This is a genomic window from Caballeronia novacaledonica (assembly GCF_900258035.1).
Taxonomy (GTDB): domain Bacteria; phylum Pseudomonadota; class Gammaproteobacteria; order Burkholderiales; family Burkholderiaceae; genus Caballeronia; species Caballeronia novacaledonica.
Genome location: NZ_OGTP01000013.1, coordinates 65,869 through 81,305, shown reverse-complemented (window position 1 = coordinate 81,305; position 15,437 = coordinate 65,869). Strand labels below are relative to the sequence as shown.

Sequence of the window (15,437 nt, the reverse complement as noted above, 5' to 3'; positions counted from 1 at the left end):
GAATCGCGTTTGGAAGGCGTCCTCGATTGGAGGAAAGCCTCGACGTGCCGCGCCCGCCTCGCTTGCTAAGATCGTCCGGTCCTATCGCAAACAAGAACGGAGAACGCATGACCGACATCGACCAGCGATTCGCCCAGGCCCAGGCCGACGTGACTCAGTTGCCCGAGCGCCCCGGCAATCTGACGCTCCTGCGTCTCTACGCGCTGTTCAAGCAGGCGAGCATCGGCGACGTGCAGGGCGACAAGCCGGGCTTCACCGACATCGCCGGGAAATACAAATACGAAGCGTGGGCGGCACTCGAAGGCACACCCGCCGACGATGCGAAAGCGCGCTATGTGGACCTCGTCGAATCGCTCAAGCGAGGCGAAGCGGCCTGACGCGACCGTGATCCAGACCGCGCCATCCGATGCCCGGCAATGGCGCGCTCATGCGTCAAAATGTGGCGCGGTGCAGCAATTTCAGATATACTAGCGGTTAGCGCTCGACTGCGGGTTGCCTGCTTTTCGGCAAAGCCTCGCGCAGCAAGGCGCTTCGTAGCGTTTCGCCCCAATCCAGTTTAGAAACTGTCCCCTCCCTGCTAGGCCGTTGCGTGGTCGTATTGCGCGCAGTATGTTCCGCGGCCCGTCATGCATCAGGCTGACGTCAGCGCCCGTCGTTCAATTTCTGACGATCGAGCCTGCCGTATCCGATACAGCTTCTAACAAAACATGCTCGCCGCACGTTCGCGCGAGCAGCCCCCGTTTTTCGATTTGCTCGCTGTTTCTTCGCTCGCTGAATCCAACGACTTGGGTATGCCGATTGGCGCCGACGCCTTATTCCTCGTTTCAAGGATCGACATGACTTCGAGCTTCACCGCTAGCCCGTTGGACAATCTCGCAGCACACATTGGCATCACCCCCTCGGCCGACACCCCGGCTACCGACGCTCCCGCAGACAAGCCCGCCGGCCCGACTTTCGAATCGCTCGGCCTTTCCGCCGACATCGTGTCCGCGCTGACGGCCGCAGGCTACCAGAACCCGACGCCCGTGCAGCAGCGCGCGATTCCCGCCGCGCTCTCCGGCCGTGATCTGCTCGTCTCCAGCCCGACCGGTTCGGGCAAGACGGCGGCATTCATGCTGCCGGCCATCGAAAAATTCGCGCAACTGCAAAAGCAGGAAGCGCAGCAACCGCGCGAGCCGCGTGACCCGAACGCGCAGCGCGGCCGCCGTCCGCAGCCGGTCGCACGTCCGCGCCTGCTCGTGCTCACGCCGACGCGCGAACTCGCGATGCAGGTTTCCACCGCCGCGACCACGTACGGCAAGCACCTGCGCCGCCTGCGCACCGTCAGCATTCTCGGCGGTGTCGCTTATGGCCAGCAACTGATGCTGCTCGCCAAGAACCCCGAGATTCTCGTCGCGACGCCGGGCCGTCTGATCGATCACCTCGAACGCGGCCGCATCGATCTGTCGAGCCTCAACATGCTCGTGCTCGACGAAGCCGACCGCATGCTCGACATGGGCTTCATCGAAGACATCGAGCGTATCGTCGACGCGACGCCGGCCACGCGCCAGACGCTGCTCTTCTCCGCGACCATCGACAGCAAGATCACTTCGCTGACCGGGCGTCTCTTGAAAGACCCCGAGCGCATCGAGATCGTGCAGAAGCTCGAAGCGAACGGCAACATCGCGCAGACCGTGCATTACGTCGATGACCGCGATCACAAGGATCGTCTGCTCGACCATCTGCTGCGCGACGCCGGTCTCGATCAGGCCATCGTCTTCACGGCGACCAAGAGCGACGCCGATCTGATCGCCAATCGTCTCGCCGACGCGGGCTTCGAGTCCGCCGCGTTGCACGGCGATCTGCCGCAAGGCGCGCGTAACCGCACGATCCGTGCGCTGCGCGAGCGCCGCGTGCGCGTGCTGGTCGCGACCGACGTCGCCGCGCGCGGCATCGACATTCCCGGCATCACGCACGTCTTCAACTACGACCTGCCGAAGTTCGCGGAAGACTACGTGCACCGTATCGGCCGTACCGGCCGTGCAGGCCGCAGCGGCACGGCGGTGAGCCTCGTGCACTACGCCGAAATGGGCGCGCTGAAGCGCATCGAGCGTTTCGTGCGCACGCCGCTGCCGGTGAACGTCGTGGTGGGCTTCGAGCCGCGCCGCGCCCCGCCGAAGGGCGGTTTCGGTGGCGGCGGCGGCCGCGGCCGTCCGGGCGGCAACGGCGGCGGTGGTCGTCGTTTCGGCGGCAACGGTGGCAACAGCGGCAGCGGCCGGGGCTACGGTCCGGGCAACGCGAGCGGCTACGGCAACAAGTCGAACGCAGGTTCGCGCGACGGCGGCTACCGCGGCGGTAATAGCGACGGCGGTTATCGCGGCGGCAACAGCGAAGGCGGTTATCGTGGCGGCAACAGCGATGGCGGCTATCGCGGCGGCAACCGTGGCGAAGGCGGCTACGGCTCGCGCGACGGCTACAGCGCACGCCGCAACGACGGCCCGCGCGCACCGCGTCGCGGCAGCTAAGCGGCTTTCAGGGAACGGATTCGAACGCCGGTCCCTGAGTCGAAAAGAGAAACCGATGCCTCGTGCATCGGTTTTTTTTCGCCCCGTCGCCATATTTCACGATGTGCAATGGCCTTTTGCGTCGCAAAAGATGTGCTGCGCGGCACAATCCTGCTCGTTGCAAGATAGAAAAAGACATTCCACATTGCGCAATGAAGCGTATATATGATTGAATTTTAACGATAAAAATAATCTGAAATTCTCCTTCCGAGGGGTGTCTTGCCCGTCTTCATTTGCCTAGACTCTTATATAAGAGTTGAGCAAACGCAGGCTGCCGGATCAGGCGCGCCGGAGCTCAAGTCGTCCAGGAACATCGATTCAACATTCGTCGTTCAGTCCAATCTCAAGGAGAAACGCCATGACTTCACGCCAACAACAAGCTCAGCAACTCCAGCAGCAATGGGAAACCGATCCGCGCTGGAAGGGCATCAAGCGCGGCTACTCGGCGGATGACGTCGTGCGCCTGCGCGGCTCGGTGCAGCAGGAGCACACGCTCGCACGCCGCGGCGCCGAGCGGCTGTGGGCGTCGATTCACGAGGAGCCGTTCGTCAACGCGCTCGGCGCGCTGACCGGCAACCAGGCGATGCAGCAGGTCAAGGCCGGCCTCAAGGCGATCTATCTGTCGGGCTGGCAAGTGGCCGGCGACGCCAACGTCGCGGGCGAAATGTATCCGGACCAGTCGCTGTATCCGGCGAATTCGGTGCCGCTCGTCGTGAAGCGCATCAACAACACGCTTACGCGCGCCGATCAGATTCAATGGTCGGAAGGCAAGAATCCGGGCGATGAAGGCTATATCGACTACTTCGCGCCGATCGTGGCCGATGCCGAAGCGGGCTTCGGCGGCGTGCTCAACGCGTTCGAACTGATGAAGGCGATGATCGAAGCCGGCGCGGCGGGCGTGCACTTCGAGGATCAGCTCGCGTCGGTCAAGAAGTGCGGCCACATGGGCGGCAAGGTGCTCGTGCCGACGCGCGAGAACGTTGCGAAGCTGTCGGCTGCGCGTCTCGCGGCGGACGTGTGCGGCGTGCCGACGCTGGTCATCGCGCGCACCGATGCCGAAGCCGCCGATCTCGTCACGTCCGACATCGACGACAACGACAAGCCGTTCCTCACCGGCGATCGCACCGTGGAAGGCTTCTTCCGCACGAAGCCGGGTCTCGAGCAGGCCGTGTCGCGCGGCCTCGCCTACGCGCCGTACGCGGATCTCGTCTGGTGCGAAACCGGCAAGCCGGATCTCGAATACGCGAAGAAGTTCGCCGAGGCGATCCACAAGCAGTTCCCGGACAAGATGCTGTCGTACAACTGCTCGCCGTCGTTCAACTGGAAGAAGAATCTGGACGACGCGACCATCGCCAAGTTCCAGCGCGAGCTGGGCGCGATGGGCTACAAGTTCCAGTTCATCACGCTCGCGGGCTTCCACGCGCTGAATTACTCGATGTTCAACCTCGCGCACGGCTACGCCCGTTCGCAGATGAGCGCGTTCGTCGAGTTGCAGCAGGCCGAATTCGCCGCCGCCGACAAGGGCTTCACGGCGGTGAAGCATCAGCGCGAAGTGGGCACGGGCTACTTCGACGCCGTGACGCAGACGGTCGAGCGCGACGCATCGACGACCGCGCTGCACGGCTCGACGGAAGACGAGCAGTTCTTCGACAAGAAAGTCGCGTAATACCGCATCAGGCAGGCTGAATCAGGGAGAGCGGTGAAAAGAAGCGGCGGCCGTGGCGCACGCAGTATCGCGCGACGGCCGCCGCTCAAACGAAAGCACAGCGCGTGCGCTTCCGTTTGAGCCATCAGCGGTACACGATGACCGGAATCTTCGTATGCGTCAGCACGCGCTGCGTTTCGCTGCCGATAAGCAAGCTTCCCAGTCCGCGGCGTCCGTGCGATGCCATCAGAATCACGTCGCAGCCATGTTGCTCCGCCGCTTCGATGATGCCGATATACGGCGCCGCATCGATGCTCGTCACGCTCGCGCAAGGCACGCCTGCGCTCTCGGCGGCGCGCTCGACGGCGCGCAGGTGCTCGCGCGCTTCGTTCTCGGCGCGCGCGTGGAAGTCGTCGGGCGGCTCGACGGCGACATCGGCGAAAGGCGAATACGGATATTGCGGCAGGCACGCGTAAGCGGTGATGCGCGCGCCGACGGATTGCGCGAGATCGATCGCGCCGTCGATGGCCTTTTGCGATAGCTCGGAGCCGTCGGTCGGCACGAGGATGTGTTTGAACATGGCGTCCTCCCCGTAACGTGTAGGTGCGTGATTCCATTGTAGTAACGGGGACGGAAGCGGAGAAAGATCATCCCCAATACCCTGTCGCGTTATACGTATGCTTGAGCAAATCGAGAAACAATCGCACGCGCAACGGCAGATGCCTTCTTTGCGGAAACACCGCATGAATGCCGATCGGCGGCGCGGCGAACGCATCGAGCACGCTTACGAGACGCCCCGCGCCGATATCCTCGCCCACTTCCCACCACGAGCGCCACGCAAGGCCACGGCCTTCCAGACACCATTCGTGCAGCACCGCGCCGTCCGAACACTCCATCGTGCCGGACACCTTGATCGTCACGACTTTGCCGTCCTGCTCGAATACCCAGCCGCGCTGCTGATTCGCCGACGCGCCGAGCGCGAGGCAATTGTGATGCGCGAGCGCGGCGAGATCGGCGGGCTTGCCGCGCCTCGCGAGATAGTCCGGCGACGCGACGCACACGCGCCGGTTTTCGCCGAGCTTCAGCGACACGAGCGACGAATCCGGCAGTTCGCCCAGCCGCACCGCGCAATCGAAGCCTTCGTTGACGAGATCGACCATGCGGTCGGTCAGATCGAGCGTGACGGACACATCCGGATGCAGCGTCGTGAATTTCGGCACCAGCGGCGCGACGTGACGCCGCCCGAAGCCCGCCGGCGCCGACACGCGCAAATGCCCGCTCGCCTTCACGCCGCCCGCCGACACGCTCGCCTCCGCGTTCTGCATGTCATTGATGATGCGCTGGCAGTCTTCGAGAAACGCGGAGCCTTCGAACGTGAGCGTGATCCTGCGCGTCGTGCGCACGAGAAGTTTCACGCCGAGCCGCTCTTCGAGCGCATCGAGCCTGCGTCCGATGACAGCCGGCGCGATGCCCTCCGCCAGCGCCGCCGCCGACAGGCTGCCCTTTGCCGCGACCGAGGCGAAAGTCTCAATCTGCTTGAATCGATCCATGCGTGTTCGTCGTCAATTTGGCTGCTTGTGCACAGATTAGGTATGTAAAAGTAAAAGATCAAGTGATCCGTCGGCTCTTTTTCCATCACTGCGATCACGAATAAAATTTCTCGACCTCTCAACGGAGCGCAAGGCCATGTCGGCCATAACGACACACACATCATCTCTATCCGCTTATAACGCCCGGCCTCGCGCAGTCATCTTCGACGCTTACGGCACGCTCTTCGACGTCCATTCGGTCGTGGCGGCCGCCGAGCAGCTCTTCCCCGGCCACGGCGACGCGCTCTCGCAGCTCTGGCGTCAGAAGCAGATCGAATACACGCAATTGCGCACGCTCGCCGATCCGTCGGGCGCGCACTACGAGCCGTTCTGGAACATCACGATCGACGCGCTGCGCTACGCGGCCGCGCGGCTCGGACTCGCCGACGCGCTCACGCTCCCCGCCGAAAAGCGTCTGATGGACGAATACGCGTGCCTCTCCGCGTTTCCCGACACCGTGCCCGCGCTGCGGCAATTGCGCGAGCGCTTCGCCATTCCGCTTGCGATCCTGTCGAACGGCAATCCGCCGATGCTCGACGTCGCCGTGAAAAGCGCCGGCATGAGCGGGCTTTTCGACCATGTGCTGTCCGTCGACGCCGTGCGCGCTTACAAGCCCGCCGCAGCCGCCTATGCGCTCGGCACGCGCGCGTTCGGCGCTTCCCAGGCTCAGGCGCGCGACATCGTGTTCGTGTCGTCGAACGGCTGGGACGTGGCCGGCGCGACGTGGTTCGGCTACACGACGTTCTGGATCAATCGCGCGGCGTTGCCGGTCGAAGAACTGGGCGTCGCGCCGGACGGCAGCGGGCGCGGCATGGACGAACTCATCGCATTCATCGAAGGCGGCTGCCCGGATCGGAAGGCCGCTTCGGCAACACCCAAGGCAAAAACCGCAAAACCGTCTGACCGACCAAGGAGAAAACCATGACGCATCCCTCGAATCCGCTTTCGCTCCCGAAAGGCATGGCGATCTCAGCCGACATCGCGCCCGGCTACGAGACCATTCTGACGCCCGAGGCGCTGGCATTCGTCGCCGCGCTGCATCGCCAGTTCGAGCCGCGCCGCCAGCAACTGCTCGCCGCGCGCGTCGAGCGCACCCGGCGTCTCGATGCGGGCGAGCGCCCCGGCTTCCTCGAAGAAACGAAATCGATCCGCGAGGGCGACTGGAAAGTCGCGCCGCTGCCGCAGGATCTGCAACGCCGCCGCGTCGAGATCACCGGTCCGGTCGAGCGCAAGATGATTATCAACGCGCTCAACTCCGGCGCGGATTCGTACATGACCGACTTCGAGGATTCGAACGCGCCGAACTGGGACAACCAGATCGTCGGCCAGATCAACCTGAAGGAAGCGGTGCGCCGCACGATTTCGCTCGAGCAGAACGGCAAGTCGTACAAGCTCAACGACACGATCGCGACGCTGATCGTGCGTCCGCGCGGCTGGCATCTGGATGAGAAGCACGTGAGCGTCGACGGTCAGCGCGTGTCGGGCGGCATCTTCGATTTCGCGCTCTTCCTCTTTCACAACGCGAAGGAACTGATCGCGCGCGGCAGCGGCCCGTACTTCTATCTGCCGAAGATGGAAAGCCATCTCGAAGCGCGCCTGTGGAACGACATCTTCATCGCGGCGCAAGATGCGGTCGGCGTCCCGCGCGGCACGATTCGCGCGACGGTGCTCGTCGAGACCATTCTCGCCGCCTTCGAAATGGACGAAATCCTGTACGAACTGCGCGAGCATAGCTCCGGCCTCAACGCGGGCCGCTGGGACTACATCTTTTCGGCGATCAAGAAGTTCAAGAACGACACGGACTTCTGCCTCGCCGACCGCGCGAAGATCACGATGACCTCGCCGTTCATGCGCGCCTATGCGCTCGAACTGCTGAAGACCTGCCACAAGCGCAACGCGCCGGCGATCGGCGGCATGTCCGCGCTGATTCCGATCAAGAACGATCCGGCCGCGAACGACAAGGCGATGGGCGGCGTGCGCTCCGACAAGGCCCGCGACGCGTCCGACGGCTACGACGGCGGCTGGGTCGCACATCCGGGACTCGTGCCGCTGGCGATGGAAGAGTTCGTGAAGGTGCTCGGCGACAAACCGAATCAGATCGGGAAGCAGCGCACCGACGTGCAGGTGACGGCGCACGATCTGCTCGACTTCCGTCCGGAAGAGCCGATCACCGAAGCGGGCCTGCGCAACAACGTGAACGTCGGCGTCCACTATCTCGGTTCGTGGCTCGCGGGCAATGGCTGCGTGCCGATCCACAACCTGATGGAAGACGCCGCGACCGCCGAAATCTCGCGCTCGCAAGTGTGGCAATGGATCCGCTCGCCGAAGGGCAAGCTCGACGACGGCCGCAAGGTCACGGCGGCGATGGTGCGCGACATCACCATCGACGAACTGGAGAAGGTGAAGCAGGCCGTGAGCGCGTCGGGCGCCGACACGAAGCCGTACGAGCGCGCGGCGAAAATTTTCGAGGAGATGTCGACGTCGGCGCAGTTCACCGAGTTTCTGACGCTGCCGCTGTACGAGGAAATCTGAGCGCCCGACGGGTTCCGGCGCTTGATGGAAAAACGGCCTTGGGGCCGTTTTTCCGTTTGGCGCGCCTCATGAATCGCGCGCGGCGTGTGCTACATTGCGCATCGTCTTTTTAACGATTCAACCGTGGAGCGCACTGACCGTGCGAACGACAGCATGAGCAATATCCAGCTCGATATCGAATGGACCGAAGCGGCATCGCGCAAGATCGAAAAACTGATGCCGCGCAACGTGAACAAGGACTCGTATCTGGCGCTGCCGCCGGTCGAATGCCTGCCGATGGAAGGCGACGTGCTCTTTCTCGGGCCGAGCGGCAAGCAGCAGCCGTTCATCGTCGCGGAGCGCCAGTATCATCACGACGGCGACGCCGACTGGACCATCATTCTCATTCTCGACGTCCCGCACGAAACGCACTGAAGACGGTCCTCGCCGTCAGACAATCTTGCTCGCGACGCGGACCTCGCCGTGCTCGCACAATTCCGGCGACCTGGCGCGAAACGCCTGAATATGCGCCGTTTCGCCGTGCTTCGCGAGCGCGGCCTCGCTCTCCCAGCGTTCGACGAAAATGAAGCGCCGCGGCTCCCCGATGTCGCGGTGCAAGTCGTATTGCAGCGCGCCCGGCTCTTTGCGCGTCGGTCCGACGTTGGCTTCGAGCACTTCTCTCAGTTCCTCTTCCTTGCCCGGCCTGGCGACGAAAATAGCGACGACGGCAACTTCCGGCATATGCGTTCTCCTGATCTCGTTGAATCGACGAAATCAGGAGCATAACCGCGCACGGCGCACGCCGCCGAATCGCCCGATGAACAAGCCTAAAGAAAAAGCCCGCGTTCCAAGCGAAACGCGGGCAAAAACCGTCGCCCTACGAGGATAGGCGACGGGGCCATCGGGGTCCGCGCGTAGCGAACCAATCGTCTGTGTGTCCGGAGCCGCGCGCCTGATGAGCGCACTTCGAAGAAATTCGGGCGGGTGAATTACGCCATTGATGCAATGTACTGTCCACCCGTTCATTTCTATAAGCTTTTGCGCACATTTCCCGATAGAAAGAATTGTCTGCGCAATTATTACCTCACGCTCGCATTTCTATGCACGCTGAGAAAATCGTTTGCGCGGGCGGCGCGGCGTCGGGAGACGAAAAAAAACCGCCTCGTGAACGAGGCGGTTTCCGCGCGATCGGGCTGAGAAAAACGGTCAGCTGATCTGATCGGCGAGCAACGCCATGATCTGGCGCGCTTGCGGGGACGCATCGAGATTCCCCTTGTCGTCGACGATCGCCACGCGCGTCTGCGCCTCGGTGACGGCGCGCACGTTGACCTGATATTGCTTCGCCTTCATCTCCTTGCGGCCGTGGAATACCTGGCTCCAGAAGCCCTGCTCCGCCGATGTCTTATCCGTCGGATCGACATAGCGCACGTAGTAGACGCCCTTGTTGCGGTCGCGGTCGTCCACCGTGAAGTTGGCGCGATCGAGCGCGATGCCCACGCGCAGCCACGCGCGGTCATACGCTTCCGGCAACGTCAGTTGCGACGACGTGGCTTCGGGCACGACCTCGTTGCGGATCGGCGAGTTGCCCGCATTCGCGGCGTTCTGCGCCGCCGCCGACGCGGCCTTCGAATCGCCGCCCTTCGCGGCACCGGCCGCGGCCGGAGCCGGAGCGTCGAGCGGCGTCGCGCCGCCTGCGGCCGTGCGCTGATCGGCCAGCGAGAGCGAGGACATCAGTCGCTTGAGATATTCGTTTTCGAGCGCCGGATCGTTCGGGCGCGCCTGCCACTGGCTCGAATCGTTGTTCACGCCGGTCAGCGCCTCGCGCATGCCCTTCTGGCTGATGAACACGTAGGTGCCGCCGCTCGGCGCCGTTTCGAGACGCGTGCGGTACTTGTTGCGCTCGGCGGTCACATACGAATTGCCGGTTGCCTTGGCGAGCGTGTCGCGGATGAGGCCGTCGGAAATCTGCGGATGGGTTTCGTTCCAGTCCGTTTCCATCACGCCTTTGTCGCGCTGATCGACGACGAGCAGAAAGCCCTGCTCCTGCCAGAAGCGGCGGATTTGCGGCCACACCTGATCGGGCGTCTTGCCGTCGACGACGAGCCAGCGCTCGGCGCCGTCGCGCTGAATCCGCATGCCCGTCACCGGCGGAACCACCGTGGGCGCGTTCGGTGCGACTTTCTGGACTTGCTGCAGGTCGGACAGCGATGCCTGCCCGCCCTGAGGCGGCAGCGAGCGCTGGTCGGCCGCTTCGTCGAGCAGATTCGGCGGAACGGCGAGAGACACCTGTTTCGAACGCTGATCGCTCTTGTAGTTGAACGCGTTGGGATTGGAGGTGCCGCATCCCGCCACGATTCCGGCCACCGCGAAAAGCGCAGTCATGCGCTTGGTTACACGAAAATCTGTCATTTGGAGAAGTCCTTCCGCTACGCCACGGGCGTTCTTCCGTGGATCAACCCAGTATTTTACCGGTCCGACGCTGCGCCGTGAAAAAAAACGGTCCGGGCGAGCTTTGTCCGGCGGTCGCTGCGCGCCTGTTTCGCCTATTGCCCGCTATCTCGAAAATTCAGACTGAAAGCAATCAATGAACGTCTTTCTCATCTTGTATTTAAGACGTTTCGCATCGAATTGACAATTTATGACAATCACCAAAGGCGACAATTCGCGCTTTCGTTATTTGTAACCTATTGATTCTCATAGGATTTAGGCATTCGCCGCGCCGAATTGCCGATTTTTGCGTCTCGCTTCGCCTCGCCGGTCTTTACCTCTAAAATCCAATCCCAAAAATAAGAAGAGTCCTAATTAACGGAGAGAAAAACCATGAAAAAAGTCAGAATTCCTCACTACGTGATCGCTGGCCTGTCGATCCTCGTGAGCAGTGCAACGGCGCCCGCTTTCGCGCAACTCGGCGCAACCGGGCGTGCCGCCGCGGCGTCGGACGGCGATGTCGTGCATCAGGCGCAGAGCGGGATCGTGCAATTTCGCGAAACGGCGGACCAGCAAGGCATCGTCGTGCGCGAATATGTCGATTCGACTGGCGCAGTGTATGCGGTCTCCTGGCGCGGCCCGGCGATGCCGGACGTGCGCGCGCTGCTCGGCGCGCACTTCGAGACGTTCAGGCAAGGCGCGAATGCATCGCCCGGCGATGCCGGACTGCATGCGACGCGCGTCGCGCTGGGCGATCTCGTCGTCGAAAATCGTGTGCGGCTGCGCGAATTCAGCGGACGTGCGTGGCTCGCGAGCAGCCTGCCGCCGGGCGTGACTTCCACCCATATCCAGTGAGAGGCCGACGATGAACACACGCGCCCTTCTCCCGATGCTCGCGCTTTGCGTCCTGCTTCACGCCTGCGGCGGCGGCGGCTCGAGCGACAATTCCGCCACGCCGGCCACGGCCAGCGCCGCCGCGCCCGCGAGCGCCCCTTTATCCTCGTCCGCGAGCCCGACTGTCGCGCAATCGACGACGCCCAACGTCCAGACCATCCGCGTCGCCAGCACGCCCACCAACACGCGCAACATGCTGCTCACCAGCGTGACGATCTGCGTGCCCGGCACGAGCACCTGTCAGACCATCGACAACGTTCAGGTCGATACCGGCTCGCATGGACTGCGCGTGCTGGCATCCGCGCTCAGTCCGTCGATTGCCTTGCCGCTCGTCGCGGGCGGCAATCAGAACGCGATCGTCGCGGAATGCGCGGTGTTCGGGTCGGGCTACACGTGGGGCGCCGTGCGTACCGCCGATGTCCGGCTCGCCGGCCAGGTCGCGCCTTCCACCTCCATCCAGTTGATCGCCGACAACGCCGCAGCCGCGACCGCGCAGGATTGCACCCAGTCCGGCCTGCCGATGCTCACCGCGTCGTCCTTGCGCGCGAACGGCATTCTCGGCGTCGGGCCGTTCGCCGCCGATTGCGGCGCGGGCTGCGCGTCCTCCGCGATGCCGCGCTGGTACTACAGTTGCGTCTCGGGCAACTGCGCCGCGAGCACGCTGGCGGTCGCTCAGCAGGTGACGAATCCGGTCGCGAACTTCGCCACCGACAACAACGGCGTGCTGATCGAGCTTCCCGACGTGCCGGACAACGGCGCGGCGACGGTGACCGGAACGATGACCTTCGGCATCGGCTCGCAGTCGAACAATCTGCTCGGCTCGGCGACCGTGCTCACGTCCAGCTCGACGTCCGGCTATGTCACGACGGACTTCGGCGGCGGCCAGTACGGGTCGAGTTTCATCGACAGCGGCTCGAACGGCGTCTTCTTCCCTTCGACGACGCTCGCCCGATGCGGCGTCTGGTATTGCCCGTCGACACCGCAGACGATCGCGGCGACGATCCGTTCGTCGAGCGGCGCGCAAAGCCCGGTGAGCTTCACCATCGCGCAATCCACGACCTTGTTCGGCACAGGCAACTTCGCCTTCGACAACCTCGCCGGCTCGGCGAGCGGCTACTTCGACTGGGGCCTGCCGTTCTTCTACGGGCGGCGCGTGTTCACGGCGCTCGCCGGACGCGCAACGCCCGCGGGACCGGGACCGTATTACGCGTTCTGAGTGCGCAGATGAAAAAATCCGTCTCCGGTTGCCGGAGACGGATTTTTGTGGAACGCGCTGCGTGATTACGCCTTGCTTTCCTCGTCGAAGATCTTCTGCGCGAGGTGAAATGCCGAATTCGCCGCCGGCACGCCGCAGTACACCGCCGTCTGCAACAGCACTTCCTTGATTTCGTCTTGCGTCACGCCATTGTTCTTCGCGGCGCGCAGGTGCAGCGCGAGTTCCTCGCTGCGGTTCAACGCGACCATCATCGCGATGGTGATGAGGCTGCGCGTGTGGCGCGGCAGGCCGTCTCGCGTCCAGATCTCGCCCCATGCATAGCGCGTGATGAAGTTCTGGAACTCCGTCGTCAATTCCGTGCGATTCGCCAGCGACCGGTCCACGTGCGCATCGGACAGCACCGCGCGGCGCACTTTCATCCCGGCTTCGTAACGTTCGTCGTCGGTCATTGTCGTTCTCCGAGGAAGTCGAGGACGGCGCGCGTGTAGTCGTCACGCTTTTCGATGTTCGACAGATGCGCGGCGTCCAGTTCGAGATAACGCGAGCCGCCGATATAACCCGCGAGTTCGCGGCCCTGCTCCGCCGTCGTCGACAGATCGTGTGTGCCCGCGATCACGAGCACCGGCAAACTGATCGTTTTGGCTTCGTCGCGCAGGTCGGCGTCGCGGATCGCCTCGCAGTTCGACGCGTAGCCGTCGCCCGAGGTGTGCCGGAACACGTCGCGGATATTCGCGAGCGCGAGCTGCTCGCGCTCGATGAACGGCACGGTGAACCAGCGCGCGATCACGGCATCGGTCAGCGCGGGCATGCCGCCCGGCTCGCGCGCCTTCGCGGCGCGCGGCGTCCACACGGCGTCGGAGCCGATCAGCGCGGCGGTGTTCGACAGCACGACGCGCGAAAAGCGCTCCGGATGCCGCGCGGCAAGTCCGACGCCGGTCAGCCCGCCCATCGACAGGCCGCAATAATTGGCGCGCTCGATCTTCAGATGATCCATCACGCCGATCACGTCGCCGATCAGTTGATCGATCGTGTACGGCCCCGGCGGCGCGTCGGAATGGCCGTGGCCGCGCGTGTCGTAGCGCAGCACGCGGTAGTGCTTCGCGAACGCCTCGATGTTCGGCGTCCACATCGAGACATCGGCGCCGAGCGAATTCGACAGCACGAGCCACGGCGCGCCGTCGCCCGCCGTGACATCGATGCGATAGTGAATCCGCGTTCCGTTTACTTCGGCAAGAGGCATGTTTTTACTGCTCCTGTTTATTCGAATGAGCGCTCGCGATGGCGGCGGCGACGAACGCCTGCGCCTCGCCGACGTAGTTCGCCGGATCGAGCAAGAGCTTCAGTTGATCTTGCGAGAGATGGCGCGCGAGGATTTCGTTCGCGGCGAGTTCGTCGAAGAGCGACGTGCCGTTCGCCACCGACGCCTTCGATGCGCCTTCGACCAGCTTGTGCGCATCGAGCCTGCCGATGGCATCGCCGAGCGCGAGCATCACCGCTTCGCCGAGCACGAGGCCGTTCGTCACGTCGAGATTGCGCGCGAGACGTTCGACGTTGACCTCGATCGCCGGAACGATGCCCACGATGTTCGCGAGCGCGCCGGCCGTCAGACGCGCGAGATCGGGCAGCGCTTCCCATTCGGCCTGCCAGCCGCCCAACGCGCGCTCGTGCTCCTGAACCATGCCCGCGAAGATCGTCGCGACGAGGTTCGGCGCGCGCGTCGCGGCGGTGAGCACCGCCGCGCAGCCGACGGGATTGCGCTTGTGCGGCATCGTCGACGAACCGCCCTTGCCCGCCGCGGCGGGTTCCGCGACTTCGCCGACTTCGGTCTGCATCATGAGCGAGATGTCGCGCGCGATTTTGCCCAACGTGCCCGTCAACATGCCGAAGAACGACGCCGCTTCCGCGATGCGGTCGCGCTGCGTGTGCCACGGCAGCGCCGGAAGCGTCAGCTTCAGGTCTTCGGCAAGCGACGCCGCGACCGGCAACGCCTTGTCGCGCAGGCTCGCGAGCGTGCCCGCCGCGCCGCCGAATTGCAGCGCCAGCGCGCGCGCCTTCAACTCGACAAGCCGCTGACGATGACGCGTCACGGCATCGAGCCATTGCGCGAACTTCAAGCCGAGCGTGATCGGCAGCGCCTGCTGAAGCCACGTGCGGCCGATCATCGGCGTCTTTTGGTGCGCTTGCGCCTGCACGACGAGCGCGTCGGAAAGCACGCGCAAATCAGCGTCGAGCAGATCGAGCGCGGCGCGCAATTGCAGCACGACGCCCGTATCGATGATGTCCTGACTCGTCGCGCCCCAATGCACGTACTTGGCGGCTTCGGCATCGTTCGCCTTCACCACGGCCGTCAGTTGCTTGACGAGCGGAATCGCGAGATTGCCGCCCGCTTGCGCGCCGGTCATGAGCGCGTCGGCGTCGATGTTGTCCGCGTCGCACGCGGCGACGATCGCCTCGACCGCGCCCGGCGGAATCACGCCATGCAGCGCCGAAACGCGCGCGAGCGCGGCTTCGACGTCGAGCATCGCCTGCACGGTCGCGCGTGGCGACCAGACTTCGTTCGCGGCGGCGTGGCCGCAAACGAGATCGGTGAGACGTCCCGTGGATGCGAACAT

At 64.1% G+C, this 15,437-nt stretch carries 16 protein-coding genes; 8 read left to right on the top strand and 8 right to left on the bottom strand.

All coding sequences use genetic code 11. From position 1 onward, the window contains the following. Nucleotides 1-107 precede the first annotated feature (107 nt). From NOV72_RS19000 to aceA, 3 genes are all read left to right on the top strand, one after another. The gene (locus tag NOV72_RS19000; protein WP_106856126.1) at nt 108-377 is read left to right on the top strand and encodes an acyl-CoA-binding protein; all 270 of its coding nucleotides are present in this window, start codon (nt 108-110) and stop codon (nt 375-377) included. A gap of 459 nt (nt 378-836) precedes the next feature. Then, the gene (locus tag NOV72_RS18995) at nt 837-2,504 is read left to right on the top strand and encodes a DEAD/DEAH box helicase (RefSeq protein WP_106856210.1); all 1,668 of its coding nucleotides are present in this window, start codon (nt 837-839) and stop codon (nt 2,502-2,504) included. 397 nt (nt 2,505-2,901) lie between these two features. After that, a complete protein-coding gene (gene aceA / locus NOV72_RS18990; protein ID WP_106856125.1) occupies nt 2,902-4,209 on the top strand; it encodes an isocitrate lyase in 1,308 nt (435 codons plus the stop codon). 124 nt (nt 4,210-4,333) lie between these two features. Here the strand turns inward: aceA and NOV72_RS18985 are convergent, their stop codons facing one another. Both NOV72_RS18985 and NOV72_RS18980 read right to left on the bottom strand, forming a co-directional pair. Beyond that, nucleotides 4,334-4,768 carry a universal stress protein gene (locus tag NOV72_RS18985; RefSeq protein ID WP_106856124.1) on the bottom strand — a complete coding sequence of 145 codons (435 nt, stop codon included), beginning with the start codon at nt 4,766-4,768 and terminating at the stop codon, nt 4,334-4,336. A 67-nt stretch (nt 4,769-4,835) separates the two neighbouring features. Continuing rightward, the gene (locus NOV72_RS18980; RefSeq protein ID WP_106856123.1) at nt 4,836-5,738 is read right to left on the bottom strand and encodes a LysR family transcriptional regulator; all 903 of its coding nucleotides are present in this window, start codon (nt 5,736-5,738) and stop codon (nt 4,836-4,838) included. A gap of 136 nt (nt 5,739-5,874) precedes the next feature. On the opposite strand from NOV72_RS18980, the gene NOV72_RS18975 reads away from it, so the two are divergent. From NOV72_RS18975 to NOV72_RS18965, 3 genes are all read left to right on the top strand, one after another. After that, nucleotides 5,875-6,702 (top strand): haloacid dehalogenase type II, encoded by an 828-nt coding sequence (locus NOV72_RS18975; RefSeq protein WP_106856122.1) that lies wholly within the window; start codon nt 5,875-5,877, stop codon nt 6,700-6,702. After that, nucleotides 6,699-8,309, top strand: coding sequence for a malate synthase A (aceB, locus tag NOV72_RS18970; RefSeq protein WP_106856121.1), 1,611 nt, complete (start codon nt 6,699-6,701; stop codon nt 8,307-8,309). Before NOV72_RS18975 ends, aceB begins: the two co-directional genes overlap by 4 nt. Before the next feature lie 153 nt (nt 8,310-8,462). Then, nucleotides 8,463-8,723, top strand: coding sequence for a hypothetical protein (locus NOV72_RS18965; protein WP_035503563.1), 261 nt, complete (start codon nt 8,463-8,465; stop codon nt 8,721-8,723). A gap of 15 nt (nt 8,724-8,738) precedes the next feature. Here NOV72_RS18965 and NOV72_RS18960 read toward each other — a convergent pair whose 3' ends face one another. Together NOV72_RS18960 and bamC are read right to left on the bottom strand one after the other, a co-directional pair. Then, entirely contained in the window at nt 8,739-9,029 is a 291-nt protein-coding gene (locus NOV72_RS18960; RefSeq protein WP_106856120.1) for a putative quinol monooxygenase, read from the bottom strand. 465 nt (nt 9,030-9,494) lie between these two features. After that, nucleotides 9,495-10,697, bottom strand: coding sequence for an outer membrane protein assembly factor BamC (bamC, locus tag NOV72_RS18955; RefSeq protein ID WP_106856119.1), 1,203 nt, complete (start codon nt 10,695-10,697; stop codon nt 9,495-9,497). Between the two features lie 411 nt (nt 10,698-11,108). On the opposite strand from bamC, the gene NOV72_RS18950 reads away from it, so the two are divergent. Then, entirely contained in the window at nt 11,109-11,570 is a 462-nt protein-coding gene (locus NOV72_RS18950; protein WP_106856118.1) for a DUF2844 domain-containing protein, read from the top strand. Nucleotides 11,571-11,627: 57 nt separating this feature from the next. On the opposite strand, the gene NOV72_RS32795 is transcribed toward NOV72_RS18950, so the two are convergent. Beyond that, a complete protein-coding gene (locus NOV72_RS32795; RefSeq protein ID WP_245933090.1) occupies nt 11,628-11,804 on the bottom strand; it encodes a hypothetical protein in 177 nt (58 codons plus the stop codon). Here NOV72_RS32795 and NOV72_RS18945 point away from each other — a divergent pair. Next, the gene (locus tag NOV72_RS18945) at nt 11,803-12,825 is read left to right on the top strand and encodes a DUF3443 domain-containing protein (protein ID WP_245933089.1); all 1,023 of its coding nucleotides are present in this window, start codon (nt 11,803-11,805) and stop codon (nt 12,823-12,825) included. The two genes, NOV72_RS32795 and NOV72_RS18945, sit on opposite strands and share 2 nt — an antisense overlap. A 65-nt stretch (nt 12,826-12,890) precedes the next feature. Here NOV72_RS18945 and pcaC read toward each other — a convergent pair whose 3' ends face one another. The 3 genes from pcaC to NOV72_RS18930 are packed head-to-tail and all read right to left on the bottom strand — an operon-like array spanning nt 12,891 to nt 15,437. Continuing rightward, complete coding sequence (pcaC, locus tag NOV72_RS18940; RefSeq protein ID WP_008350165.1) at nt 12,891-13,274, bottom strand: 4-carboxymuconolactone decarboxylase; 384 nt, start codon at nt 13,272-13,274, stop codon at nt 12,891-12,893. Continuing rightward, on the bottom strand, nt 13,271-14,065 hold the full coding sequence (gene pcaD / locus NOV72_RS18935) for a 3-oxoadipate enol-lactonase (RefSeq protein ID WP_106856116.1): 795 nt from the start codon (nt 14,063-14,065) through the stop codon (nt 13,271-13,273). The genes pcaC and pcaD overlap by 4 nt, the downstream gene beginning before the upstream one ends. Before the next feature lie 4 nt (nt 14,066-14,069). Further along, on the bottom strand, nt 14,070-15,437 hold the full coding sequence (locus tag NOV72_RS18930; RefSeq protein ID WP_106856115.1) for a 3-carboxy-cis,cis-muconate cycloisomerase: 1,368 nt from the start codon (nt 15,435-15,437) through the stop codon (nt 14,070-14,072).